The organism is Paenibacillus sp. AD87 (genome assembly GCF_001659845.1).
GTDB classification, from domain to species: domain Bacteria; phylum Bacillota; class Bacilli; order Paenibacillales; family Paenibacillaceae; genus Paenibacillus; species Paenibacillus marchantiae.
Map to the genome: position 1 here is coordinate 3241577 of NZ_LXQN01000007.1, position 25071 is coordinate 3266647.

Annotated in this window: 22 protein-coding genes; 4 read left to right on the forward strand and 18 right to left on the reverse strand. The window is 47.8% G+C overall.

Annotation, left to right across the window (positions count from 1 at the left end; translation table 11 throughout):
• Positions 1 to 69 precede the first annotated feature (69 nt).
• Both gpAD87_RS13960 and gpAD87_RS13965 read left to right on the forward strand, forming a co-directional pair.
• Positions 70 to 1386, forward strand: a complete 1317-nt coding sequence (locus tag gpAD87_RS13960; protein WP_064638909.1) for an ABC transporter substrate-binding protein — start codon at positions 70 to 72, stop codon at positions 1384 to 1386.
• A gap of 27 nt (positions 1387 to 1413) precedes the next feature.
• Positions 1414 to 3060, forward strand: coding sequence for an MGH1-like glycoside hydrolase domain-containing protein (locus gpAD87_RS13965; protein WP_064638910.1), 1647 nt, complete (start codon positions 1414 to 1416; stop codon positions 3058 to 3060).
• 127 nt (positions 3061 to 3187) lie between these two features.
• Here gpAD87_RS13965 and gpAD87_RS13970 read toward each other — a convergent pair whose 3' ends face one another.
• Positions 3188 to 3532, reverse strand: coding sequence for a hypothetical protein (locus gpAD87_RS13970; RefSeq protein ID WP_063563339.1), 345 nt, complete (start codon positions 3530 to 3532; stop codon positions 3188 to 3190).
• Between the two features lie 120 nt (positions 3533 to 3652).
• Here gpAD87_RS13970 and gpAD87_RS13975 point away from each other — a divergent pair, with 120 nt between their 5' ends.
• Complete coding sequence (locus gpAD87_RS13975; RefSeq protein ID WP_064638911.1) at positions 3653 to 4051, forward strand: hypothetical protein; 399 nt, start codon at positions 3653 to 3655, stop codon at positions 4049 to 4051.
• Positions 4052 to 4288: 237 nt separating this feature from the next.
• On the opposite strand, the gene gpAD87_RS13980 is transcribed toward gpAD87_RS13975, so the two are convergent.
• From gpAD87_RS13980 to gpAD87_RS14040, 13 genes are all read right to left on the reverse strand, one after another.
• Positions 4289 to 7462, reverse strand: coding sequence for a bifunctional cytochrome P450/NADPH--P450 reductase (locus gpAD87_RS13980; RefSeq protein WP_064638912.1), 3174 nt, complete (start codon positions 7460 to 7462; stop codon positions 4289 to 4291).
• 378 nt (positions 7463 to 7840) lie between these two features.
• Complete coding sequence (locus tag gpAD87_RS13985) at positions 7841 to 8395, reverse strand: glutathione peroxidase (RefSeq protein WP_064638913.1); 555 nt, start codon at positions 8393 to 8395, stop codon at positions 7841 to 7843.
• A gap of 259 nt (positions 8396 to 8654) precedes the next feature.
• Positions 8655 to 9380 carry a LutC/YkgG family protein gene (locus gpAD87_RS13990; RefSeq protein ID WP_064638914.1) on the reverse strand — a complete coding sequence of 242 codons (726 nt, stop codon included), beginning with the start codon at positions 9378 to 9380 and terminating at the stop codon, positions 8655 to 8657.
• Positions 9370 to 10887 (reverse strand): LutB/LldF family L-lactate oxidation iron-sulfur protein, encoded by a 1518-nt coding sequence (locus tag gpAD87_RS13995; RefSeq protein WP_064638915.1) that lies wholly within the window; start codon positions 10885 to 10887, stop codon positions 9370 to 9372. The genes gpAD87_RS13990 and gpAD87_RS13995 overlap by 11 nt, the downstream gene beginning before the upstream one ends.
• Entirely contained in the window at positions 10884 to 11612 is a 729-nt protein-coding gene (locus tag gpAD87_RS14000) for a (Fe-S)-binding protein (RefSeq protein WP_063563333.1), read from the reverse strand. The genes gpAD87_RS13995 and gpAD87_RS14000 overlap by 4 nt, the downstream gene beginning before the upstream one ends.
• A 67-nt stretch (positions 11613 to 11679) precedes the next feature.
• A complete protein-coding gene (locus gpAD87_RS14005) occupies positions 11680 to 12441 on the reverse strand; it encodes a DeoR/GlpR family DNA-binding transcription regulator (RefSeq protein ID WP_064638916.1) in 762 nt (253 codons plus the stop codon).
• Position 12442: 1 nt separating this feature from the next.
• Positions 12443 to 13936: a rhamnulokinase gene (locus tag gpAD87_RS14010; protein ID WP_064638917.1), complete on the reverse strand. Its 1494-nt coding sequence runs from the start codon at positions 13934 to 13936 to the stop codon at positions 12443 to 12445.
• A gap of 241 nt (positions 13937 to 14177) precedes the next feature.
• Complete coding sequence (locus gpAD87_RS14015; protein WP_231952565.1) at positions 14178 to 14684, reverse strand: DUF2500 domain-containing protein; 507 nt, start codon at positions 14682 to 14684, stop codon at positions 14178 to 14180.
• A gap of 117 nt (positions 14685 to 14801) precedes the next feature.
• The gene (pepF, locus tag gpAD87_RS14020) at positions 14802 to 16604 is read right to left on the reverse strand and encodes an oligoendopeptidase F (RefSeq protein ID WP_064638918.1); all 1803 of its coding nucleotides are present in this window, start codon (positions 16602 to 16604) and stop codon (positions 14802 to 14804) included.
• A gap of 404 nt (positions 16605 to 17008) precedes the next feature.
• Positions 17009 to 17368, reverse strand: a complete 360-nt coding sequence (locus gpAD87_RS14025; RefSeq protein WP_064638919.1) for a winged helix-turn-helix transcriptional regulator — start codon at positions 17366 to 17368, stop codon at positions 17009 to 17011.
• Positions 17369 to 17842: 474 nt separating this feature from the next.
• The gene (gene hxlB, locus gpAD87_RS14030; RefSeq protein WP_064638920.1) at positions 17843 to 18406 is read right to left on the reverse strand and encodes a 6-phospho-3-hexuloisomerase; all 564 of its coding nucleotides are present in this window, start codon (positions 18404 to 18406) and stop codon (positions 17843 to 17845) included.
• A gap of 5 nt (positions 18407 to 18411) precedes the next feature.
• Positions 18412 to 19044 carry a 3-hexulose-6-phosphate synthase gene (gene hxlA, locus gpAD87_RS14035; protein WP_063563327.1) on the reverse strand — a complete coding sequence of 211 codons (633 nt, stop codon included), beginning with the start codon at positions 19042 to 19044 and terminating at the stop codon, positions 18412 to 18414.
• Between the two features lie 405 nt (positions 19045 to 19449).
• Positions 19450 to 20532, reverse strand: a complete 1083-nt coding sequence (locus gpAD87_RS14040) for a lactonase family protein (protein ID WP_064638921.1) — start codon at positions 20530 to 20532, stop codon at positions 19450 to 19452.
• A gap of 216 nt (positions 20533 to 20748) precedes the next feature.
• Here gpAD87_RS14040 and gpAD87_RS14045 point away from each other — a divergent pair, with 216 nt between their 5' ends.
• Complete coding sequence (locus gpAD87_RS14045) at positions 20749 to 21678, forward strand: AEC family transporter (protein ID WP_064638922.1); 930 nt, start codon at positions 20749 to 20751, stop codon at positions 21676 to 21678.
• Here gpAD87_RS14045 and gpAD87_RS14050 read toward each other — a convergent pair.
• From gpAD87_RS14050 to gpAD87_RS14065, 4 genes are all read right to left on the reverse strand, one after another.
• Positions 21656 to 22246: a DUF2062 domain-containing protein gene (locus gpAD87_RS14050; RefSeq protein WP_064638923.1), complete on the reverse strand. Its 591-nt coding sequence runs from the start codon at positions 22244 to 22246 to the stop codon at positions 21656 to 21658. The genes gpAD87_RS14045 and gpAD87_RS14050 overlap by 23 nt on opposite strands.
• 58 nt (positions 22247 to 22304) lie before the next feature.
• The gene (locus gpAD87_RS14055) at positions 22305 to 22763 is read right to left on the reverse strand and encodes an OsmC family protein (protein WP_064638924.1); all 459 of its coding nucleotides are present in this window, start codon (positions 22761 to 22763) and stop codon (positions 22305 to 22307) included.
• 19 nt (positions 22764 to 22782) lie between these two features.
• A complete protein-coding gene (locus gpAD87_RS14060; protein WP_064638925.1) occupies positions 22783 to 23550 on the reverse strand; it encodes a DeoR/GlpR family DNA-binding transcription regulator in 768 nt (255 codons plus the stop codon).
• 150 nt (positions 23551 to 23700) lie between these two features.
• A complete protein-coding gene (locus gpAD87_RS14065) occupies positions 23701 to 24831 on the reverse strand; it encodes an NADH-dependent flavin oxidoreductase (RefSeq protein WP_064638926.1) in 1131 nt (376 codons plus the stop codon).
• Positions 24832 to 25071 lie beyond the last annotated feature (240 nt).

Consider the following 25071-nt stretch of genomic DNA (forward strand, 5'->3'; position numbering starts at 1 on the left):
CCTGTCCAGACGCAATACGTGTACAACAGATATTATGTTTTTCATTATCCATTGTCAGGGGGATTTCTCATGTTCAAACGATTAATGATCACTGTTATAGCTTCACTCCTGTTATTGGTAACTGCCTGCTCTGGAACGGACCATACCGGCGCTGATGAGCAGACAGGAACGAAGACCGCTGAAGGCGGGCAAGTCGAATTGCGCATGATGTGGTGGGGTGATCAAAAACGGGCAGATATTACGAATGAAGCCCTGAAGGTTTTTCAGGAGAAACATCCGAATATTAAAATTGTAGGTGAATTTGCGCCTTCCTCCGGATATTTCGACAAGTTGAATACACAGCTGGCGTCAGGCACAGCACCGGATATTTTCTTCCTTGGGGGTAATGTGGTTGACTACGCCAAAAAGGATGTGCTTTTGAACCTGGACCCTTATGTCGGTAGTGAACTGAATCTGGATGGCATGGATGCCACCATGGTTGAGTATGGGCGTTTTGATGGGAAGCTGCAGCATATTTCCGCTGGTGCGAATGCACGGGGTATTGTCGTTAATCAGGCGCTGTTCGATCAAGCGGGAATCCCTTTGCCAGCTTCGGATTGGACTTGGGAAGATTATGCTGCAATCAGCAAAGAGCTGTCCGACAAGCTCGGCAAGGGCTTTTATGGAACCTATAATTTCACAGTTGACGGTATGGACATCTTTTTGAAACAACGCGGCAAACAGCTGTATGATATGAAGAATGGCACGCTTGGATTTGCAAAAGAAGACATTTTGGAATGGTTCACTTACTGGGAGCAGGCTTCCAAATCCGGAGGTGTGGTCACGCCTGAATTGCAGGTTTCCAACCCACCGGATGATACGAGTAAATCCTTGCTTATTACGGGCAAGGCGGCTATGAGCCTGCTTCCTTCGAATCAACTGGCTGCTTTCCAGAGTCTCACGGAAGATAAGTTAATTCTTTTGCCTGTACCACGGGGTCCAAAAGGAACTGGGGTTGTATTTGAATCCAGTCAGGGGTTATCTGGTTATGCGAATACCAAACATGCAAAAGAAGTCGCGATCCTGATGGATTTCTGGATTAATGATCCGGACGCAGCCAAAATTCTCGGCAACGACCGCGGCGTGCCCGTTACGGAAGCCAACCGCAATCTGCTTCAGCAAGAAGCGGGACCTGTTGAGGAGATTGTATATAATTACACCAGCTTTGTATCTGAAGCTACAAAAACGGAGCCTTTTGACGTGAGCTATAATCCACCGGGATTCGCTGAATTCTCCAAGCTGGCCCAGACAACCAACCAGGAAATCGGCTTTGGCCGAAAAAGTGTGGAGCAAGCCGTGACTGACTTCTATAATGGCACCGTACGAATCTTTGAATCCAATCAATAAATAACCGCTAGCTATAAGGAGGTCGACATGACAGAAGCTCTGCTGAACAAGCTGCGTCAAATCTCGATCCACGATCATGTGCAGCCAGGTAAACCGGAAGATCAAAAGTTAATACTGGAATGGCAGGCGTCGGGTGTTCGATTCGCGGCATCCGGCGGACGATTGGAAGCGACTTATTATTCCGCATTGGAGAAGTTACTGACTTGCATTGTGCCCCTGAACGGCAGTGAGCCCATTCTTCAGGAAGGTGGCATCTATCTGGGTTGTTGGCTAGAGAGTACGGGCACCATTAATGCGGAGCTGCTGTCACGTCTGATTCCTTCCGTATCGGAAACGACCTATCTTGCTTTTGCCCGACACCAAAGAGAAGATGGATTACTGCCTTATAAGCTAACGGAGAACGGTCCATCCTTTCGCCAGATTCAGCTCGTTACACCATTGGCACGAAGCGTATGGAACCACTACCAACTTCATGGAAAGAACCGTTCTTTCCTGAAGACTATGTACAAGGCCATGGTACAATACGACGAATGGATTGCAACGTATCGCAATACCCGAGGGACCGGCTGTGTGGAGGCATTTAGCACCTTTGATACCGGGCATGATTTGTCCCCCCGGTTCTGGCATGTCCCGGATACACCATATATGAATGATGCTGCGTCCTTCCATCCGGACTCTCCGGTCCTGCCTTTTTTGGCACCAGACTTAACCGCCAATATATATTGCCAGCGCATGTATTTATCCCGAATGGCTGAGGAACTTGGGAAGTCTGGTGTTGATTGGAAAGCAAAAGCTGAAGCCAGTCTGGAAAGTCTCTTCCGCTACTGTTATGACGAAGAGGATATGTTCTTCTACGACCGGGATCGCAATGACGAATTGGTCAGGGTACAGTCCGATGTGCTGCTGCGCGTGATGGCCTGCGAGGTGGGCGACCGTGAATTGTTTGATAACATGCTGCGCCGGTATTTGCTGAATACAAGTAAGTTTTTTGCCAAATACCCGTTCACCTCCATGTCGATGGATGATCCACGGTTCGATCCGTTCTCCTCTTATAACAGCTGGGGTGGAGCATCCAACTTCCTGAGTCTGATCCGTGCACCACATGCTTTTGAATATCACCATCGCTATGTGGAATTGACCTGGGTACTGCAACCCATCTTGTCGTCCCTTTCCAAAGCAACGCGCTTTGGGCAGGCTTTAAGCCCATGGACCGGGGAGGAGGGTTTTACGGAAACCTACTCCCCCTCCATTCTTTGCCTGCTTGATTATGTGGAACGGTTATGCGGCATCATGCCGGTTGGATCGGACCAACTGTGGTTTACCGGTCTTCTCCCCATCGACATGGATCATGGCGAAGAAGTCGCTGGTCATACGGCGTACAGCCGTACGGTGAATGGGCTGCATTTTGAATTGGTGAACACGCCAGAACGGGTAACGGTATATCAGGATGGTAAGATTCTTATGGAGGGGCCAGCAGGAATTCGGTTAATTACGGATCAGGGTGGACATTTGGAAGGCGTCATCGGAATGAGCGTGCGCACGATTGAGGGTGAACTGATCTATCGAGGAATATCCATTCCGATTCGAATCAAAGGAAATGAACTCCAGCGGTATATTGAGGGAAGCTTGAAAACAGAACGGGATATCGGCATCATCTATCCTTCCTATCGCTAGTGCGTTTCCCGATGAATAGTTGCAACGCCAAAAGCGCAAGTGGCAAGGGTAGCTCCCCTGTACTTGCGCTTTTACGATTTTACGATTTTACTATCCTAATGGACTGTCCACGAAAATGAACCTTCGCTTATGCTTTCCGCTCCCACGCAGGGTGGCGATAGAACTCAATCGTATCTATATAGTTCACCGTGTACTTCTGTTCAACTTCCGAAAGCTCCAGCAGCTTTCTGTCCATTTGTTTCAAACCCATGACCACATCATGCCGGAGAAGGTCCATTGCAATTTTGCCTACAAAGCCGCCTTCCATCTCTTTATGTTTATTACGAAATTCTTCATTATAGATCAGTTCCGGTGTAAACGATGCTTCAACAAATGCGTTGACAAGCGTAAGCTCATTACCCTCTATCTGTACCGCGATATAATAGTTGCCACGTTCATCCCGAATGAGGTCTTTATACATTTCCACGTCCATTTGAATCACTCCCTATATCTTAAGTTGTACCTTATCATGAGTAACATGGGCGCCATTTCGCTCACCTCTTGCCCTCGTCCATTCATATAGTAGGTATAAATGGCGAACGGAGGATTGCTTATGAATTGGCACCAACTTCATACAGGAAAAACACTTCAGCAGCGTCTGGCCGAGTTCCAGGGACATCTGGCAGAATTGAATGCTCCATTGTCCGGTCTGGAACCTGGAATAATTAGAAAAGTATTTCCGCGCAATTTCATCAAAGTCAATCGGCAGTTATTTATTCCACTCAGTTTGTTTTCCATTCGTGTATTTGATGTACCACGAGCACGGCGAGGCATACGGGTAGGCATCCGCACGGTATTCCCATCCGGAAACGCATTTAACAATATCCGACTTGTTGGTGTTGGACTGGATTACATTGAGCTGCAGGGTAAAGGTAAATTCTCCTCACGTATTCTCTTTCCGCTAACTCAGGTCGAATCGATCTATCGTCCAACGAATAAAAAGAAGAAATAATGAGACCAGACATCGCTGAATTCATATCTGTGCCAGCAATCGCCCAATGAGAGAAACAATCCATGCCCTGGGTCAACCCCATGTCATGATATGCATATTTCTCTTCCCTAGTATAACTCATACCTGCATTGGTCTGCTCGGATATTGTGCCATAGCAAAAAGCGGTGAGCACAGAACCTTTCTGTGTCTCACCGCGCAGATGCCTATCAATAATCATTGGAATCAGGAACGTATCACTCAGATGCCTGTCCACACATCTTTGGCATAACGACCTTCCTGCTGCAAACGTTCTAACCACGCATCCGCTTGCTCCGTGGAGTTACCGCTGACATCAGTGTACGCTTTCTTGAGTGTTGTTTCAACATCAGGTGCCATCTTGCTGCCATCGCCGCAAACATACAGATGTCCACCCTGTTCGAGCAGAGGAATCAGTTTGTGGGCATCATCTCTCATTAGATGCTGCACGTAACATTTTTCTTCCCCGTCCACACGGGAGAAGGCGGTATGAAGCTGGACAAGGCCCTCTTGCTCGGCAGTTTCGAGTTCATTTTTATATAAATAATCATGTTCAGGGTTGCGACATCCAAAATACAGATGGGCCTCGCCAACCTTCTGACCTTGTTCCTTCAGTACACGTCTTGCCTGCAGGAAACCACGGAATGGAGCTACGCCCGTCCCCGGACCAACCATAATGATCGGAGCCTCTGCATTTTCTGGCAGTTCGAACCCGGACTCAGGCGTGCGTATGAACATGACAACCTCTTCACCCGGCTTCAAATTCGCTAGATAGTTGGACGCTATACCTTTATATTCTCCCTGACCACTCCACGCCGGAGCACGCACTACGCTGACGGTTATGCTGGCCTGCTCAGGCTGCACTCGCGGTGAACTGGAGATTGAATAATATCGGGCTTTCAGGGAAGGCAGCAGTTCCAAAAACCGTTCGAAAGGCAGCTCACATGCTTCGTATTTCACCAAATAATCCAGCATGGATATGCGTTTCTTACGCACTTCTTCCATGTAAACAGACTCATCAAGAAGCGCTTCGAGCTCCTTCTTATGCGGTGGGCACACCGTGTACGCCGCCAGCTCCCTCAGTTGGGCCCGAGTTGCCGCTTCCTGAAGCTCCACACTGTGACTGAGCAGATCGACCAGATTAACCGGTTGGTGCAATGGCAGATGAGCTGCGCTGCGACCAGAGGCATCCAGAACCAGATGTTCCGTACCTGTAAATCCATATCGTTTCAGTACTCGTTCTACGAGCTCAGACGGGTTTTGCGGTAAAATGCCCAGGTGGTCGCCTTCCTTATAGGTTGCGCCTTCAGGCAGTTTAATCTCCAGATGACGTGTGCTTCGTTCACTGCCCGCATCATGAAGTTCCCGATTCTCAAGCACTTCAGCAACATGTGCATCATACGTATCCGCGAGCGGAGTTACCGCCAGTCCGCTGACAAACTGTACTGACAAGGAACTGCGCTCACTACCTGAGCTTGTATTCAACTTGAGGCCCAGAGTTCGTGCCAGATCCGGCCATAGTTGCTCGGTCCAGTCTCCAACCTGTTTCTCAAAGTCCCCGCTGGCATCACTTTCTCCGATCGGTGATAACCGTTCTGCTCCTTTGGAAGATAACTGCTCATCAATCAAACGCGGGATACGCTGGTACGTGCTGGCCCAGTTGTGATCCCCACATCCGAGAACGGAGAATCGAACGCCTTGGAATTCCCCTGCATCCGCATGTTCAATCCACTCGACGAAATCCTTGGCATTGCTTGGTGGCTGACCATTGTAGGATGCGCTCACAATGATGACGACGCCTTCCTTCGGAAGTTTGCCTACACGATCATCCAGGGTAGCCACCTCGCTGCGGAAGCCCTGATATCTTGCTGTATCTGCGATTTCACGCGCAATGCCTTCCGCAGTCCCAAGATTAGATCCATATAGGACAAGCATCGGGGTGTGATGGGCATTTGCTGTATCCGGCTCTTGTCGTTTGGCAACCGGAGTCGGTTCCTCCACGGCAACACCCGGAACAGCCATGACCGGTTGCCCCCCGCGTGCACGAACACGAATCGTGAAGTTATCGGGTTTGAGCGTCAACGTTTCTTTCACTTTCAACTGATAGTCCGCATGATCGATGAATTCAAAATGCTTCAGGACCATTCCTAGCACAAGTGTTGCTTCCTGAAGGGCGAACTGCTGACCGATGCAGGCCCGCTGGCCATTACCAAATGGTTTATAGGCGTCATGTGGTACCTTGCTCGGATCTTCGAACCGTTCCGGTCGGAATTCCTCCACATCGTCACCCCACGCGTCGCGGTCCCGGTGCAGCTTGGGAATGAGTACACTGACACTATCCCCTTTTTGCAAAGGATATTTCCCGTCCAGAACAAGATCTTTCTTCGCGTATAAGGAGAATGCCGGAGCCGTAGGCCACAACCGCAATGCTTCGTTCAAAACCATACGAACATATTTCAGATTGCGGACCTGATTGTATGTTGGAACCGGATCTTTCAGAATCTGATCTGCTTCAGCTTGAGCCTTGGCAAGTGTATTCGGGTTTTTCATTAAATAATAGATGGCAAAGGACAACAGGCCACTCGTCGTCTCATGTCCAGCAATCAGGAAGGTGATGATCTGGTAACGGATATTTTCATCGTCCAGCGTTTCCCCGGTTTCCGGGTCCTTGCCACTAAGCATATGGGACAACAGATCGTCCGCCCCTTCCTGGGGCTGCTCCTTGCGCTCCGCAATAATATGATCCACCAGAGAGTACATCGAACGGATATCCTGCTCAAACTGTTTCTTTTTGGTGATCATCAGCTTGTCTTGTAGACGCAAACGCTGCAACGAACTCATTGATTCGTCTAGTGCTCGAACCATGCTGGTAATGAAAGGATGCGGTTCTTCCCGGTAAAAGCTGTTAAATCGGTAGTTGAATCCACACAATCCAATCGTATCCAGGGTGAGACGAGTCATATCATCAGGTACGTTAACCGTCTCATCCGGGTTCAATCTGGACCACTTCTGCACGAGTTGTACAGCGAGATCAATCATTTTGTTGTGATATCCCTGCATCGCACGCTGGCTGAAGCTGGGCAGCAACACATTGTGAGCTTTTTTCCAATTCGGTTCTTGAGTCCAACTCGTAAACAGGCCATCTCCGGCAAATGCACGTACCTTCTCCAGCGGTGCCCATACACGTTTATCGAATTTGGATTCGTCGGTTACCTCGGCTACCAGTTCGTGACCTGAAATATACAATTCACTTCGGCCAGGATAATCCATTCGAAAAATGGGGCCATACTCTTCAGCGAGTTTCACCAGGGATTGTACAGGCTCATCGGTATTTAACTGTGGTAAGTTTCCTAAAGGCCCAAAAGTTTTGGGTTGGGGAACTGAAATTTGCGCCATAATACTCACTCCTCTTCCAAGTGTTACGTTCGACTAAAAAATAATACCTTCGTTCAACTACGACTTCAGATCAACAGACATGACTACATTTTCTGCAAATTTTCATATTTCATCCAGATAACCTGAAATTCATACCGGAACCAACTGACCAAAATGGTATATTGGTCAGTTTAGATTAAAAAAAATGGGTTCCTTCGTTATCTTTCTTTTACCCTAACATTTCCAGTCCTAATCTTCAACAGTCTCAAAGTCGTAGGACCAATGGGTATCCATCCGAATTGGCATGAGTAAATTTCCCCTTTGGTCCCTCCATATAGAGATTATTTTGCTCTGAACGAATACTAGAATTTCGAAGATACACAGTTCATTAAACTCAAACTAGGCCTGTCTCAGCAGGTTCCGAATCGCTGACTCCATCTCTATCGGTGCAACCGTAGTCTCATAGCGACCACTCACTTCCCCGGTTCGATTAATCAGAAATTTGGTAAAATTCCATTTGATCCCGTCTCCCCGGTATAATTTGGGATGTTTCTCCTCTAGGAATTGATCCATCCACCGACCTTCTTCCGATTCCATATCATAACCCTCAAATGGGGCTGTATCGACCAGATAGTGAAACAAAGGATGTATGAATGTTCCGGTAACCTCGATCTTCTCAAAAATCGGAAAGGATATATGAAAATGATTCCTGCAATACTGAGCTATTTCATCATTGCTGCCCGGCTCCTTGTAATTAAACTGATCACAGGGAAACGCCAGGATCTCCAGCCCTTGATCACGATACTGCTCATAAAGGTGTTGAAGCTCCGTAAATTGTCGAGAGTAACTGCACTTGCTGGCTGTATTCACGATAAGTAGCACTTTCCCCTCAAAAACAGATAAATCGCCCACGTGTCCATCCATGAATGGAACCTGATAAGAAAATATACTCATTCATAACGCCTCCTTGGTCGGTTCTCACATGAACCCTCTCTTGAAATGGATTATACGCCGCTTCCCTTGATAGGTTAAATATATAATTATTATAATATTAATAGTTTTTATCTATATAATATTTTTTCTACTGCCATATGATTGAATGGCTCATTATCCCTTTCATAATGGACATACTAGACATAGAAAAAACTGCCCTTCGCAGACAACAAGCTGCTTTTGGACAGTCATTCGTGAGGTTATGCATTTAGAAATGGTGTTATCCCATAATAAGACCATATACAATCCCCGGTCCATGTACCCCAATGGTCAAATCATTTTCAATATCGGAAGAACGACTGGGACCGGAAATAAAATGAATGCCTGCTGGAAGATTCTCTCTTCCCGCTTCATCGAAGCGATCAAGCGTTTCACCAAGTCTGGTGTAGAGCCGTTCGATCGGAATAATAATGATGAGTACGGTGGGCAATAGACTAACTGAGCGTCCCTTTTCTGGCGAAGAAAGCACCGTGACGGAACCCGTATATGCTGTAGCATAATCCGCCATCACTACACCGATATCTGCCTCGGCTGCCCGTGCCTTCCAGTTCTCCTCTGCTTGGCTGTTCCATACAGAAATCTGCACATCGGGAAGTTGCTCTTCCAATCCAAGATCCGTCAGCGCCTGTTCATTCTGACGTATGATATATTTCGCACTCAATTCATGAGATTTATTAGCGATAAAGTCCGAAGCTTCGCCAATGTCTCTTACCCGTGCAATATGAGCACCTACACTCACAAAATTATCGGTAAATGCCTGTATGCGTTTATCTATGTCCCAGTCCAGATCCGTCCAGAATGCGGGTGCACCTCGAAAAGGTTGGGTCGGAGCATGTGTCTGCCGTGGTCTTCTCAATTTGGACGCAATGTCATTCATAAAGTGCTCCTGCTTCGCACGAGATTTTTTCTCCAATTGCTCCAGCCATTCCTGATGTTCAGTGTTCATGTTGACCACCACCCCCCTCGCGCTCACGCAGAATCTGTTCCATTCGATCCCGAACGGAAGAATCCATTTCTTTCTTCACCTGATTCAGCTCCTGATCCAACTTGTTCCATTGCTGCCGGAAGGAACGCTTGGCGAGACTTGGCGCAACCCGATAGCTGTTCCAGCCTTTGAGGGGCCCAAGTTTAAGTGAAATTCCGTTATTCCGAACAACGGCTTTCTGACCAATCTGTCCCAGTCGAATAGCCGCACCGAAGCGTTTAGAATTGGATACAACCGCTGCAAAACCTTTCATGCCAGCGCTCTCAAACTTATTGCCATGGCCCTCTTCCACCTTGCGTCTGCGTAAATATACGAGCATATCATGCAGCGGAATTTTGACCGGACAGGCTTCATAACAGGCTCCGCACAGACTGGAAGCACCCGCGATGTCGTTCCATTCATCGATGTTGCCATTCAGTGCAGGTGTAAGTACCGCTCCAATCGGTCCACTGTAGGTTCCACCATAGGCATGCCCCCCGATATGACGATACACTGGACAAGCGTTCAGACATGCACCGCAGCGAATACAGTTCAACAGCTCCTGAAACTCGGGATCACCCAACTGAAGTGAACGTCCATTATCCACGATAATAATGTGCATTTCATCTGGCCCGTCCCCGTCTTCTGTTCGGCGAGGGCCGGTTATGCCTGACATATACATCGTCAATTTTTGACCTGTCGCGGAGCGTGGCAGTAAGGTTGCCATCACCTCGAGATCAGTCCAGGATGGAATGATACGTTCCATACCCATTAAGGTAATCTGTGTTTTTGGCACAGTGGATACCATGCGGGCATTGCCTTCATTTTCAAATAGGACCATGGAACCCGTCTCCGCAATGGCAAAATTGCAGCCGGTCATGCCAATATCGGCTTCAAGAAACTTCTCACGCAGCTTTTTGCGTACAAATCCGGCAAGTACGGTGGTGTCCGGTTCGAGAGTTTCACCCGCTTCCTTGGATAACAGGTCCGCAATCTGGTAACGGTTTTTGTGAATAGCCGGAATGACGATATGAGATGGAGCTTCACCCGCCAATTGAATGATGTATTCACCCAGATCCGTCTCTATCGCTTCAATGCCTGCGGATTCCAATACATGGTTGAGATGTACTTCCTCGGACACCATCGACTTGGATTTCACCACGGTGGAAGCCTGCTTGTGAGCCGCAATATCAAGTGCAATCGCTGCTGCCTCTACCGAAGTATCCGCAAAATGAATATGAACCCCATTGGCACGTGCATTATTGACGAATTCATTCAGGTAATAATCCAGATGTGCGATCGTATGCAGACGAATCTGACGTCCACGTTCACGCCATTCTTCCCAGTTGCCATGTTCTTCGGATGCGGACTTCTTGCCATTACGCAATCGCTCGGTCGTAAACTTGACGGCTTTCCGCAGGAAGTCATCATTCAAAGCCAGTTCTGCACGTTCTTTGACGGTAACATCCATTACACCGGGTTGACTCATCCTGTTTGCACCCCCTCATACAGCAGTTCGGCCAAATGCATCACTCGCACTGGTTCATTCCTATACCGCAGGTTACCTGCGATATTCATTAGACAGGCCATATCCAGTCCTACCAATACTTCAGCTTCCGTTTCTTTGATGTGATCTACCTTTTCTGTGACCATGGCACCAGATATATCCGGCATTTTGATGGCAAAGGTACCACCAAAGCCGCAGCAATCCTCTCCGTAAGGAAGGGGAACAAATTCCAAACCTTTTACTGCCGAAAGTAATGCCATAGGCTCATCCTTTACGCCTAACAAACGGCTGCCATGACAGGAGGGATGGTATGTAACCTTATGCGGAAAATGTGCTCCCAAATCCGTGATGCCAAGCACCTGAACGAGGAACTGCGTGAATTCGTAGGCTTTGGCTTCCAAACGTTTAGCCTTCTCCAGCCACACAGGTTCATCGACAAACAGCTCGGGATAATGATGAATCATGTACGTACAGGAGCCCGAGGGACAGACGACAAAATCACTATCATCAAAAGCTTCCAGAATCGTTTTGGCGGCTACCCGTGTCTCATCCCAATACCCGCTGTTGTAGGAAGGCTGACCGCAGCAGGTCTGCACGGGCGGGAAATCCAACCGAACGCCATGAGCGGCGAGCAATCTCACCATCGCCTCCCCCACGCGGGGATATATGGCATCGCTGAGGCAGGTAATGAATAAGGAGACCTTCATGATTACACGCTCCTATAACTGATGAATTGTTGTTATAACGCATATAAGTATCAAATACCGTATTGTTTTATACCCTTGTGATTGAGATATCATAGCTGTTCAGACGTTCTATCAAATCATCATCAAGCGACTGATCTGTGATCACCGCATGAATCGCATTTAACCCGGTTACCCGGGCAAATGCACGAACTCCAAACTTGCTCGTATCTGCAAGCAAAATGACCTGGTCGGATATGCCGACCATTTTCTGCTTCAACCGTGCCTGAAGCTCATTGGATTCACTGATTCCTCCGCCTTCCAGATGCACACCTTTACAAGACAGAAATAATTTATCGACATGATATGTCTCCAGAGAACGTTCCGCGAGCGGTCCAACAAAAGACAGAGATCGTTGGGCCAGCTGGCCTCCAGTCGAGATGACTTCAATCTTTTCCCTGCTGCTCAGTTCAGTGGCTACCTGTATGGAATTGGTTAATACAGTCAATGGCATATCCGGCATATTGGCCGCCATATACCCTGCTGTCGTGCTGGCATCCAGTAGAATTCGATCACCCGGACGAATCATGGATAGAGCCGACTGGGCAATTCTTTTCTTTTCCTCTGCATGTGTTGTTTCCCTTACCCGGTAAGGAATCTCCGGCTGCTCTTCCTTCACGCTGACAGCGCCGCCATGGGAACGGCGCAGTCGCCCTGCTTGCTCCAGCCGGTCCAGATCACGCCGAATGGTCTCTTCTGTTACCCGGCAGTGCTCACTAAGCTCGGATACACGCATACTGCCCTTAACATTAACCATCTCCACAATCCGGTCATAGCGCTCTGCTGCCAGCATGTTACACCTCGCTCCCGGCTTGTGATTTGGGCGAAGCCGTCAACCTTAGGAATCTACCATAGGCCTCTTCCCAGATGGGTCTGTCCTTTGGTTCATAATCAGTAACTGGGAATGAATCGCGAATGACCTTGCGGGCTTCCCATATATCTTTAAAGGCTCCACTTGCCATCCACTGTACAGCCATGTTCCCGATCGCACTACCTTCTGCTGGCCCCGCCCATACCGGTTTGCCAATGGAATTGGCTGTCCACTGACATAACAGACGATTCTGAATGCCACCACCGACCATATGCAATCCATTAAAAGACTGTCTGGACAGTTGTTCTGTCCATTCCAGCACCCTCCGATACTTCAGTGCAAGGCTCTCCAGAATGGAACGGGCAATAGCCCCCTGATCTTGCGGCTCAGTCTGTCCTGTATCACGGCAATATTGTTGTATACGAGAGGTCATATCCCCTGCTGGCATAAACCTGTCATCATCGGGATCAAACAGACTCGCAAATGGAGGAGCAAGTTCCGCCCTGCTCAGTAACTCCGCATAGCTGATTCCCTGTCCCTTCCGTTCCCATTCACGCATGCATTCTTGCAAAATCCACAGGCCCATGATGTTCTTGAGCAAACGGAACGTACCACCTGCCCCGCCCTCATTCGTAAAGTTGAGCGCCAAACTCTCGGAACTGATGGCGGGGTGATCAATCTCCGTGCCCATAAGTGACCAGGTTCCGCAGCTTAGGTAAGCAAATGAACGCTCTGTTGCCGGAACAGCCACAACCGCCGAACCTGTGTCATGCTCTGCAACCGCAATAACCGGAATGGCAGATAATCCAAGATCACTGCAAATGCTGCTGCGCAGCTGCCCCACTCGAGTACCTGGCATGACTGCTTCTCCAAACAGCGTCTCCGAAATACCAATATGTGCAAGCAATTCACCGTCCCAATGTCCTGTGGTCGGATTGTATAACTGTGTTGTGGTGGCGTTGGTAAACTCATTCACCGCTTCACCGGTTAGAAAGTAACGAAGCAGATCAGGGATCATGAGGAAACGCTCCGCTTCGTTAAGCAGTGGGGAGCCACTTCGCTTAAGCGTAGCCAACTGGTACAGTGTGTTAAAGCTAAGAAACTGGATGCCTGTGCGTTCGAAAATTCGCTGAGAGGTCAATTCCTTACGCACCTGATCCATCATGCCGTTAAATTGTGCATCACGGTAATGATATGGATTGCCCAACAATTCACCATGACTTCCAAGCAGTCCAAAATCAACCGCCCAGGAATCAATCCCCAGACTTTCAGGCTGCTCTCCCTTTTGTTTAACAAGGTTCAGCCCTTCCAGCAATTCATGGTGCAGCCTCAATATATCCCAGTGCAGCCGCTCCCCCGCTTTTACTGGTTCATTCTTGAACCGATGGATCTCCAACGTTTCCATTCCCCGATCATTCAGATGACCCAGCAGTGCTCTCCCGCTTCCAGCACCCAAATCATACGCCAGCACACTCACCGCTCTTCACCAGCCCTTCATCCCATACTATATTTTCGCTCTTGAATATTTCTTGATTTCAATCATAGCTGCTCTGCACTTTATTCTTTATTTTGTTGTTTGTTTATTTTTGTTTTATACTGTTTTGCTTTATTTTACGAGTATATCATCATTGTAAGCGTTTGAATACCCTGTGATTGGTTTCTTTTACCCATACCAAAAACGACTCTCTCCACTCGGGAGGAGCCGCTTCACTATTTTTTCACGTATAAAAGCTGTTTTTGCTAACACCGGACTGAGGCTGCACATCTCTTTCAAAATGCTTAAACCTTGTTCCCTGATAGGTCAGCATGCCTCGGTCATTTTCCACAAACATCCCGTAGTCACTTCCACCGACGTTAAGTTCTACCCGTTCACCGTTGTCCAGCTCAAATGTAATGTAATAGTAGGTGGAAGCCCTGCTGTCCCCTGAACCTCCACTGACTCTCGTTCGCTTTGCCACAATCGTTGAATGCAAAGTTAACAGCGCTGATGCATTGTTAGAAGACCATGTGCGTACCCCTGAAATAATGGCATAAACAATAACACCGGCAATGATGAGAAAAACGCCACCGATAAAAATGGATCCAAACGCACTCATTGCTCCAAACTCATTGAATCCAGCAAAAAAACCACTCTGATTGCCCTCAAATCCCGGAACATCATTCATGTCATCAAAAATACCGAAGCCATCCATGCTTAACCAGCCCAGTGATGAAGATATGCTCAATGACGTCATTCATCATCGTTCCCTTCTCCCTGCAAATTAAGATGCACCGCCCCCTGCCAAGGAGACGGTGCACGCAGACAACCCTACAAGCCTTGTCCGTATACTATATGAACCTGATTACGAATACAGACGTTCAAGTTCATCGACCAGACTGCCAACATAGGCAACAGCAGCACGAATCGGCTCAGGTCCAGACATGTCCACACCCGCAAGCTTCATCAGCTCTTGCGGATCAAGGCTTCCTCCCGCTTTCAATGCATCAAGCCACCGATCAACGGCAGGCTGCCCCTCTTCCCGAATCAGCTGTGCAGCAGCGGTAGATGCCGTCAGACCTGCTGCATATGTATATGGATACAATCCCATATAATAATGAGGCTGTCTCATCCAGGTCAATTTCGCCCCTTCATCAATCACCAGATCAGGCCCCCAGAACTCGGAGAGAATGTTGCCTTTCAGCTGACTTAACGTCTTCGCTGTGATAGGTTCATCCTTAGTTGCGAGTGCGTACACCTGACGCTGCAATTCACCTTCAAGCAGATGCGTAACAAAGTTATGGTAATACGTATTGAGCAATTGCAAAATGACCCAACGACGCATTCTCGGATTATCAGAACGTTTCAACAAATGATCTGCCAGCAGCATTTCATTCATTGTCGAAGGCGCCTCTATGAAATAGAGGGACGGTCGTGTATTCGTAAGACGTTGGTAATGCCCGGCAAGCATGAAATGTCCAGCATGTCCCACTTCATGGGCAAGTGTAAATGCTCCGCGCATATTGTTTGCCCATGAGATCAGGATATAGGAATGAGAACCATATATGGACGAACAAAAAGCTCCTGTCGATTTGCCCGCATTATCTGCGTAATCTACCCAGCGCTCACTAAATGCACGCTCCACAATGTCGCCATATTCCGGTCCCATCACGGCAAGAGCTTCACGAATGAGCGTGCAGGCTTCCTCATATGTAATGGCAGGGCTGAATTCAGGGTCCAGTGGTGCTTTCAGATCACAGAACATCAGCTTGTCCAGACCTAACTCACGTTTCTTGAGAGCTGCCAGTCTGCGCATGTGAGGTGCGAGTTCCTGCTGGATGATGTCCAGTACATTATTATACATCTCTTTGCTTACCTGCTGCGGGCTGAGCAGCATATCCGTAACAACATCATATCCACGCAGCCTGGACATGACGACCTGTTTCTTCACTTCGGTTGCGTAACCTTCAGCAAACGTATTTTTGTAATCATTCAGCTTGGAGCTGAATGCAGCATACGCAGAGCGGCGCAGCTTTGTATCCGATGACATTTCATAATTATTCTCATAGAATGACCAGGACAGCGGGCGGTTATTGTCATCGCCATCAAGTGCATCGTCAAACGTCATGTCTGCTAATTTACCACGCAGATAGATCCGGTATGGCGAGTCCAGCACTTCCCCAAGGGAAGCGAGTACCTTCTCCGTTTCGGGCGAAAGACGATGTGCCTTTTCCTGAATTAGACGATCCAAACTGCGAGCATACGGCTGCAAACCCGGAAGTTCTTCAATATAACGTTTAACCGTTCCATCCGGAAGATCCACGATCTCGGAATTCACAAAAGACAAGGACGACGACAAATTCGATAAGATGTCTCCCGCCTTGGCTGAATTCTCAATATTCACGGGATTGGTACTGTCCTCCGACTGTTTCAGCCGGGCATATGAAGCCGTTTTGCTAATGCGTTCCTGCAAAGCTTCGCGGGCATCCAAACAGGCCAGCAGCTGCTCTGCTCCTTCGCCCAGATGTCCTTTGAATGTTTCGATATGGGCAGCAGCTTCAGGCAGTGATCTAAGCTCCTGCTCCCACTCTGCGTCAGTTCCAAACAAGTCTCGCAAGTCCCAGGTAGTCTCTTGGTTTACTTCATCGCGTGTACGTATTTTTTCCATCGTTAAATGTCCTCCTCCTTGCATTTCCAATATCTCTCATCGTATCATATTCGGAGCATTTATACCTTACATATCCTAAAATGAGCCTTTTGGTTCAAGGGATTCACAACCAAGTTGAAAAATTTAGTTTGCTCGCGTCACTCCGCCGGCAGAATAACCTTCCGATCGCTGTTATCCCCAGATTTTTTGATCCCTTTTCTAAAGGGGGAAATCCGGGGATAAGCATATGCTTCCGATGCAGCTTTCTTTCAGAAAGCTTTTAGGCGAACGCTTCGCTTCTTCAGGCTATTTCTGCCTTCTACGTTTCAAGAAAACTTTTTTAAAACTGTCAGTGAATTAGAGGGAAAGAAAAACCGCCGGGTAATGGAAGTATCCATTTACCCGGCGGTTCGTCTGACTATAACTTATTCTGATTTCCAAATTACATTTTCACCATAGTTTTTACCCCAGTTATACATCGCATGCAGCACGGGCATCAGGCTCTGTCCGTGATCCGTCATCGTATATTCCACACGAGGAGGTACTTCTGCATACACCTTGCGCTCAATTAGCTTGTCTTCCTCCAGTTCGCGCAACTGGTTGGTCAGCATCTTTTGGGTAATATGAGGAATCAATCGCTTTAATTCACTGAAACGTTTGGTGCCTTCAAGACCCAGATGCCATAAAATAATCAGTTTCCATTTGCCGCCAATAACAGCAAGGGTCAATTCTTTCTCACAGTTGATCTCTTTCAAGTTGATGCGTTCCTTGACTTCGGCTGCCATGGCTCCGAGCCCCCTTTTCTTCCATTTAATCTTATATCACTAAAATGCAATACGCATATCACAAGAATACTCCGCAACAGGAGAACTTGCTGCTCCCTTGTATCATATAACGGGTTCATTGGTTCGATACAGCTTGTATACATTCTACTACAGCAAGACTCTGATGTTAAGCAAACCCCGAATCAGACCACAAACAACGATAGCAGAAAAGACCGGAACTCCCTCTTGTTTAAGGGTATTCCGGTCTTCCATCTATAAGTTGAACTAATGAATATTTACACTAGCCACTCCGATGACAGACAAATCTTCCGATCGCTGTTATGCCCAGATTTTTTCATCCTCTTTATCAAAAGTGAAAATCTGGTCATAAACGCGAACGCTCCGCTTCTCCAGCTTATTTCTGTCCTCTACGTTGTTGTGTAAATGTTTAGTTCAACTTATATATTCTACTTCATCAAGTTTATGACATATGGTCTATTCCAGGTTGGCATGACGCCCAAACATGTCTGCTCCAGTCATACTCTTCATTTCCATCATGGTGAGCACCAGTGCATCCATGCTCAGTAGTAGCCCCTGTTCAAACAGGGAGCCCATCGGCTGAATGGTCACTTCGGCTCCGGAGGTCGCTGTATCCTCTTTGGCAGAGGCCGGAAGACGAACCACGGTATCTGACAGCTGTCCAATAGTGGACTCTGGTTTAATCGTGATCAGACCCACAGGCGCACCTGCTTTACTGGCCTTCTGAGCCATCGCCGCCAGACTGCCTGTCTCCCCTGAGCCTGAGCATAACAAGAGGAAGTCCTTCGGACTGATCCCTGGTGTCACGGTCTCCCCAACTATATATACCCGCAGACCCATCTGCATCAATCTCATCGCAAAAGCCTTTCCCATCAGGCCGGATCGGCCTGCGCCTGCCACAAAAACCTGTTCGGCAGCCAGAATACGTTCCGCCATGGCCTGCATCTCCGAGTCGTCGATCTGGCTCAGCGTACGTTCCAGCTCCTTCAAGATGTCCACTGCGTATTGTCGGCTGCTCATCTGTCTTACCCTTGTTGAACCAAACGTTGCATCTCAGCTGCAACTTTAGCTTTGTCTGCTTGTCCAGTAATACCGCCACCCACAATTACCAGATCCGGTTGTGCTTTGATCACTTCAGGCAATGTTTCCAGCTTGATGCCACCAGCTACAGCTGTTTTTGCATTTTTCACGGCTTGTTTGATCGTTTGCAGATCTTCGAACGGGCTTTGTCCTTCAGCTTGCAGGTCATAACCTGTGTGTACACAGATGTAATCTACGCCAAGCGAATCAACTTCACGAGCACGCTGTTCAAGATTAGGCACGTTGATCATGTCCACAAGAACTTGTTTGTTTTGTTTCTTCGCTTCTGCTACTGCACCTTTGATCGTACTATCATTGGTTGCCCCAAGCACAGTGATCAGATCCGCACCAGCTTCAGCTGCTTTCATGATTTCATAACCACCAGCGTCCATAATTTTAAGGTCTGCAAGAACTTGCAGATTAGGGAATGCTTCTTTCATCGCTTTTACCGCGTGCAAACCTTCATTAATAACGATTGGCGTACCAATCTCAACGATATCGATATATTGTTCAACTTCTTTAACAAGTGCAATACCTTCAGGGATGTTTACCAAGTCCAATGCCAATTGCAATTTCACGATTCATTTCTCCTTTTGTTGTTCGAGTATGAGTATATCCTGTAAAGGATGTTAAAATATTTAGCCTGCACCGTTCAGCCAGTTCAGATGCATGCAATGTTTGTCATGGCTACTCATTCATTGTAGAACCTGACTATCCGTTAAGAAAGTACGCACTTTGAAGTCAGGTAGTTACTTGCACGATACTATTGATTAAATTACATTGTTATATGAACTTATATCTTGAAAATAAGTTATCGTTCACAATCCACATATGAGATCATCCGCGAATTCATGTGCTCTTCTCATCAAAAAAAGACCCCGTCACAAGGACAGGGTCTTTCCAAAGTATCAGGTCAACAAGATTATACAAATTGATCCTGAAAACGTATTTAAACCTCTCGGTTAATCATTCAAATCCTGGATTTACAGATATACAGGTTTTACGCATACCGGCTTGGATACACCTGTGCTGTGGCCTGTGTATTTCAGACGCCCGCTCTCCTGATCCACTGTAAAGGAAACGATATTGTTGGTATCGCGGTTAGCTGCAATCAACAGTTTGCCATTCGGAGTCAAAGCAAAGTGACGTGGGTGTTCACCCTCAGCAGATACATGCTCAACCAGTTTCAAATGTCCTGTTTCAGCGTCAACTGCAAATACCACGATGCTGTCATGCCCGCGGTTCGAACCGTATACGAAACGACCATCGTTTGATACGGCGATTTCAGCTGTTGTGTTTTCACTGCCATCATAGCCGTCAGGCAATGTGGACACGGTGGAAACCTCTCTCAATGTGCCTGCTGCTGCATCATAACGGAAAGTCGTAATGGAAGAATCCACTTCGTTAATAACATAGGCGAATTGACCGTTCGGATGGAATGCCAAGTGACGAGGTCCTGCACCCGGATGTGTTTTGGTTTCACTGTGCAGTACGAGTTCGTTCTTCTCTGCATCAATGGAGTAGATTGCGATTTTGTCCGCACCCAGATCCTGTACCATCATATATTTGCCATCCGGACTGAAGAATGCAGAATGCACATGTGGCTTGTCCTGACGCTCAGGATGAGCACCTTTGCCTTCATGTTTCTTCTCATCCAGAAGCACGCCAACTTCACCGTTATCCGTCAGGGCTTGCAGACCCACCAGACCACCGTGGTAGCTGGAAAGGATCAAGTAACGTCCGGAAGGATCACGTTGGATATGACATGGTGGAGCCGAAATGGAGTCATGACGATTCAGCAATGACAATTTTCCTGTTGAAGGATCAATGCTCAGAGCTACAGCTTCAGACATTTTATTGCCTTCGGCAGACGCCGTCTCACCGATCGCATACAGTTTATTACCTTCAGCATCCACGTTTACAAACGTTGGATTTTTCACGCCGGAGATGCCGTCAAGCTTGGAGAGGTTACCTGTATCCTCATTCAATTCATATGCGTAAATGCCCTCATTTTCCGCTTCGGCATAAGAGCCGACCAATACGAGCAAGCGTTTTGATTCACTCATTACAGTTTCCTCCTCTATGTGTATGTAATCTGGTTGCACCTCTTCTATAATAAATCTGCCATATCAAAATAGCAATCCACCGCCCCTGCGCATCCATCAAAGAAGTGGCCTTAAACATATGCTCATTACGCAAGTCAATACCAAAATCCATTCCCGACGAAGGTCAACTTCTGCTATGATAAAATAGGTTTTTCATCCAGAAAGGACTGCATTCGGTTGTTTAATTCATTTCTGCTCACGTTATATCATGTATTTCTGCCCATATCGCTTCCCGTGATCGGAGGCATATTGTTAAAACAGTTCAAAAATTGGGATACTCGGCCGCTGTCGACCTTTTCCCTCTATATTTTGAGTCCTGCGCTCATCTTTGATACGCTGCTCCACGCCGAAATTACATGGACAGACGTAACGGGCACGTTCTGGTTCTCCATCATCAATCTGATCGCCCTGTGGGCACTAGCTGAACTGCTGAGCCGAGTATTCCACCTTGGGGCAAGCGAAAAAGCGGGACTTACCCTTGTCTCCACGTTTACGAACTGCGTGAATTATGGGCTCCCGCTTGTGTTGCTTGCCTTTGGACAGCTTGGATTGGATAAGGCTTCGGTATATGTCATCGGACAGATGATCATTGTAAACACAGTAGGTATCTTTTTTGCTGCCAGATCCGAATTCACGGTCAAAAATGCGATTCTGTCCGTCTTCCGTATGCCTTCCATCTATGCTGCTGCGATAGCCATCATCCTGCGTGCATCTAATCTGAGCTTACCAGTAGCACTGGATGAAGGCATCTCCATGCTCGCAGCCGGTTACTCTCCTGTCGTTCTGGCCATTCTCGGTGCACAGATGCTCAGACCGCGCGGTTCCTCCGAACCTTGGAAACCTAACGTTCGCAAAGCGTTCTGGACTGGACTTGTAGTAAGGCTTGCCGCAGCGCCAGTACTCTCATATCTAATCCTGACTGCACTTCAGATTGAAGGAACGTTATTCAGTGTGCTGCTGATCCTGGCGTCCATGCCCACCGCAGTGAACGCCGTCATTTTAGCCGAGCAATTCAATGCGTCTCCGCAGTTTGTTTCCCGCTGTATTCTGTGGACAACCGCTGCGTCCATGGTCATTCTGCCGATTATGATTGTGATGTCTTCCTGATCAGCACGGAAGCTGAAGTTGGAGACATCGCCGCTTGCTTGCGTTTCTCCAACCGACGTTCAAAGCGACGTTTGAGTGCTCTGACATAGAAGAACTTGACGACAAAGTAAGAAATCACACCTAGGATGACTCCAAAGACGGACATGCCTGCCAGAATATCCAGACCACCCAGCAATAGTTCACTTAGCGCGGACCAGTTGCCGCGAAACAGCTCCATAAAGGCACTCTCATGAACAAGCCCCTGCCCCATGCTGTGCGCCGGCAATATCCAGGAACCAATTTGCTTGGCAAGCGGCATCAATATGATGGGCAGGAATGTTAGCTTGCCGACCACATTGCCCACAATAGCCGCTGGCAGTGAACCACCGGACAAACGTACAATCGGATAGAATACGAGATATACCAGAGATGCTGTGGAAATGACGATCAATTCAAGACCAAAACCCAAAGCAAATCCGGTAGATACTTTATGTGCCCCGCCGGGAGCACGTAACAATTTGAGAAAATTAAGCTTCAAAGCACGTGTTAAACGCGCAAAACGTGAGTTTTTGCTTTTCTGTAGGTTCATACCGAACTTCCCCTTATCTTACACAAATGACGGCTCAAGCCGCCTACTCTTCAGTATATCACACCGCGTTAACGCCTGCTGTTATAATCACTGGCTGTGTCTCGATGGCAACGTTACCTGCTACCGCTCTGGAGATCATGCAGGACTCTTCTGCTTTATGTGCCAGGCGCTCCGCCTTCGTTACATCAGCCTCAGATGCATCCGCTTTGAGCACAATGCGAGGTCTGTGTATGATCCGTTCGTACGTAAATACGTTATTGGTAACATCCACCGTCGCTTCAGACTCCAGTGTCAGCTCATCCGGAGTAATATCCGATCGCTCCAGCATTGCTGCCAGCGTAATCAAATAACAGGTGGACGCTGCACCCAGCAGCATTTCATCCGGATTGGTTCCAGTACCCGGGCCACCCATCTCCTGTGGAATCGAAATGATTGTTTTTAACCCACCTGCATCAATATGCCCTTCACTGTTACGTCCACCATTCCAAGTAGCTTTCAGGTGAAAAGGATGTTTCATTATATTCATTCCTTTCTAATTAGACACGGACACATGTTATGGATTGTTCATTCAGTGCGCTAACCTGCTCTTCCTCTAAGCCCAGATCAGTTATTACTTTTGCCACGCTGTCGAGTTCCGCCACTCTTGTAAAAGCCTGCACGCCAAACTTGCTCGAATCCGCCAGCAATATAACTTCATCAGCTATGCTGATCATCTTCTGCTTCACCAGCGCCTGCAATTCATTCGACTCACTGATGCCCTTCGTCAAATGTACACCTTTGCAGGATAAGAAAACTTTATCCACATGATAAGCATCAAGCGACCGTTCAGCTAGCGGCCCTACAAAAGATAGGGACTTCGAAGCAAGCTGCCCGCCTGTCGCGATTACACGGATCTGTTCCTTGTTACTCAGCTCTGCTGCGACCTTAATGGAGTTGGTCAACACGGTAAGTGGTATGTTTGGCAGTCCAGCCGCCATATACCACGCCGTTGTACTGGCATCCAGCGCTATCCGGTCACCGTGCTCTACCATTTTCACCGCTTCGTCCGCAATTCTGCGTTTCTCTTCTGCATGAGTTACAGCCCGTTCCGGATAAGGGATTTCCGACTGCCCCTCTTCTTTATATTTTACGCTGACAGCCCCGCCGTGGGACCGTCTGAGCCTTCCCGCCTGCTCCAGCTTGTCCAGATCACGACGGATCGTCTCTTCCGTCACACCGCAGCGCTCACTCAGCTCGGTTACGCGCATGCTTCCCTGCGCATCTACCCATTCCACAATTTTCTCATAACGTTCAGCCACGAGCATCTTCATTCACTCCAAACCGTTGATTATCCAAGATGAATCCTGTTCATCCCATCATACCACAGTGCCCCCGGAAGGAGAATTTCATCGAGGACGCAGAGGGTGCAAAAAAGAGGGAGCTTACGCTCCCTCCATTTCGAATGAAATTGTGTCTTATTTATCATCAGCCATAGGGAACCAGCCCGGGGTGTGAATAATTGCATTCCACAGACCGTCAGGGATAACCAGACGTTCCTGATCCGATTTGGTGAGAATCGTCTCGATATCTTCTTCACGTCCGCTTTCGATTTTCTCAACCCAGTCAGGTTCGATAATCAGCTCACGGCCAATCGCAAGCAATGGCACTCCACTTTGAAGAGCTTCAGCTGCCTCGTCTGCGGTATGGATAGCACCTACGCCAATGACAGGCAGTTTACCGTTCACGCGATCAAGGATAAATTCAATTCTGGAGCGAGTATCTGCTTCACCACGTCTTGGCTTGGACCAGAACTCGTTGACGGATACATGCAGGTAATCCAGATTTTTATCTTTCAGCGCATCAACCAATGCATACGTCTCTTCCATGGTCAGTCCAGGTGTTTCCGGCTCTTCTGGTGAGAAACGGTATCCAACAATAAACGGCAGTTTCGTATGTGTAGCTACAGCCTTCTGGACTTCATCTACCACAGCCAGTGGGAATGTGAGACGTTTCTCAATGCTTCCACCCCAACGATCTTCACGTCGGTTGGAATGCGGAGAGAAGAACTGCTGGATCAGATAACCGTTCGCACCATGAATCTCAACACCGTCGAAGCCAGCTTCAATGGCGCGGCGGGTTGCTTCCCCAAAGTCCTTGATGATGGACGTAATTTCGTCATCAGACAACTCTCTGGGTACAGGTGATCCCGGACGCTCACTGGCGACAGCGCTTGGAGCAGCGACTTGACCCGCGGGTACCGCTGGTTCTGGCGTGAGACGACCTGCATGGAAAATTTGCAGTACGGCTTTGGAACCTTGTTGCTTAATCGTATCGGCCAGACGTTTCAGACCGGGAATAAAGCTATCGTCATAACTACCAAATTGAGCCGGAAAACCAATTCCATTCGGAGTTACATGGGTTACCGCTGTAACAGACATACCAGCACCGCCAGTACGACGTGCATAATAAGCAAGTTCAGCGTCTGATACAGTACCATCGGGATTCGAGGACATATGAGTCATTGGAGCGAGCACGATCCGGTTTTTCAGCGTAATGCCGCTTGGCAGTGAAACTTGTTCAAACATTGGGCTATACTTTGGATTCATCCGTGGTTCCCTCCTGATTAAATATCTCTTTTAATAGATATATGAATATATGCGTTCACTTACTGTAATGATTATAGTTACGTTTCACTCACATTGCAACTTTTCATTTTTCACCCCTTATCCATACGATGCTTAAAGCTCACTGCTCCATTCACTCTCCGCCTTTTGTCCATTACACTTTTTTTTCTTTCTCAACCCAAAAAGACGGAGTGTCTTATAACTCTCCGCCTCATAAAACTG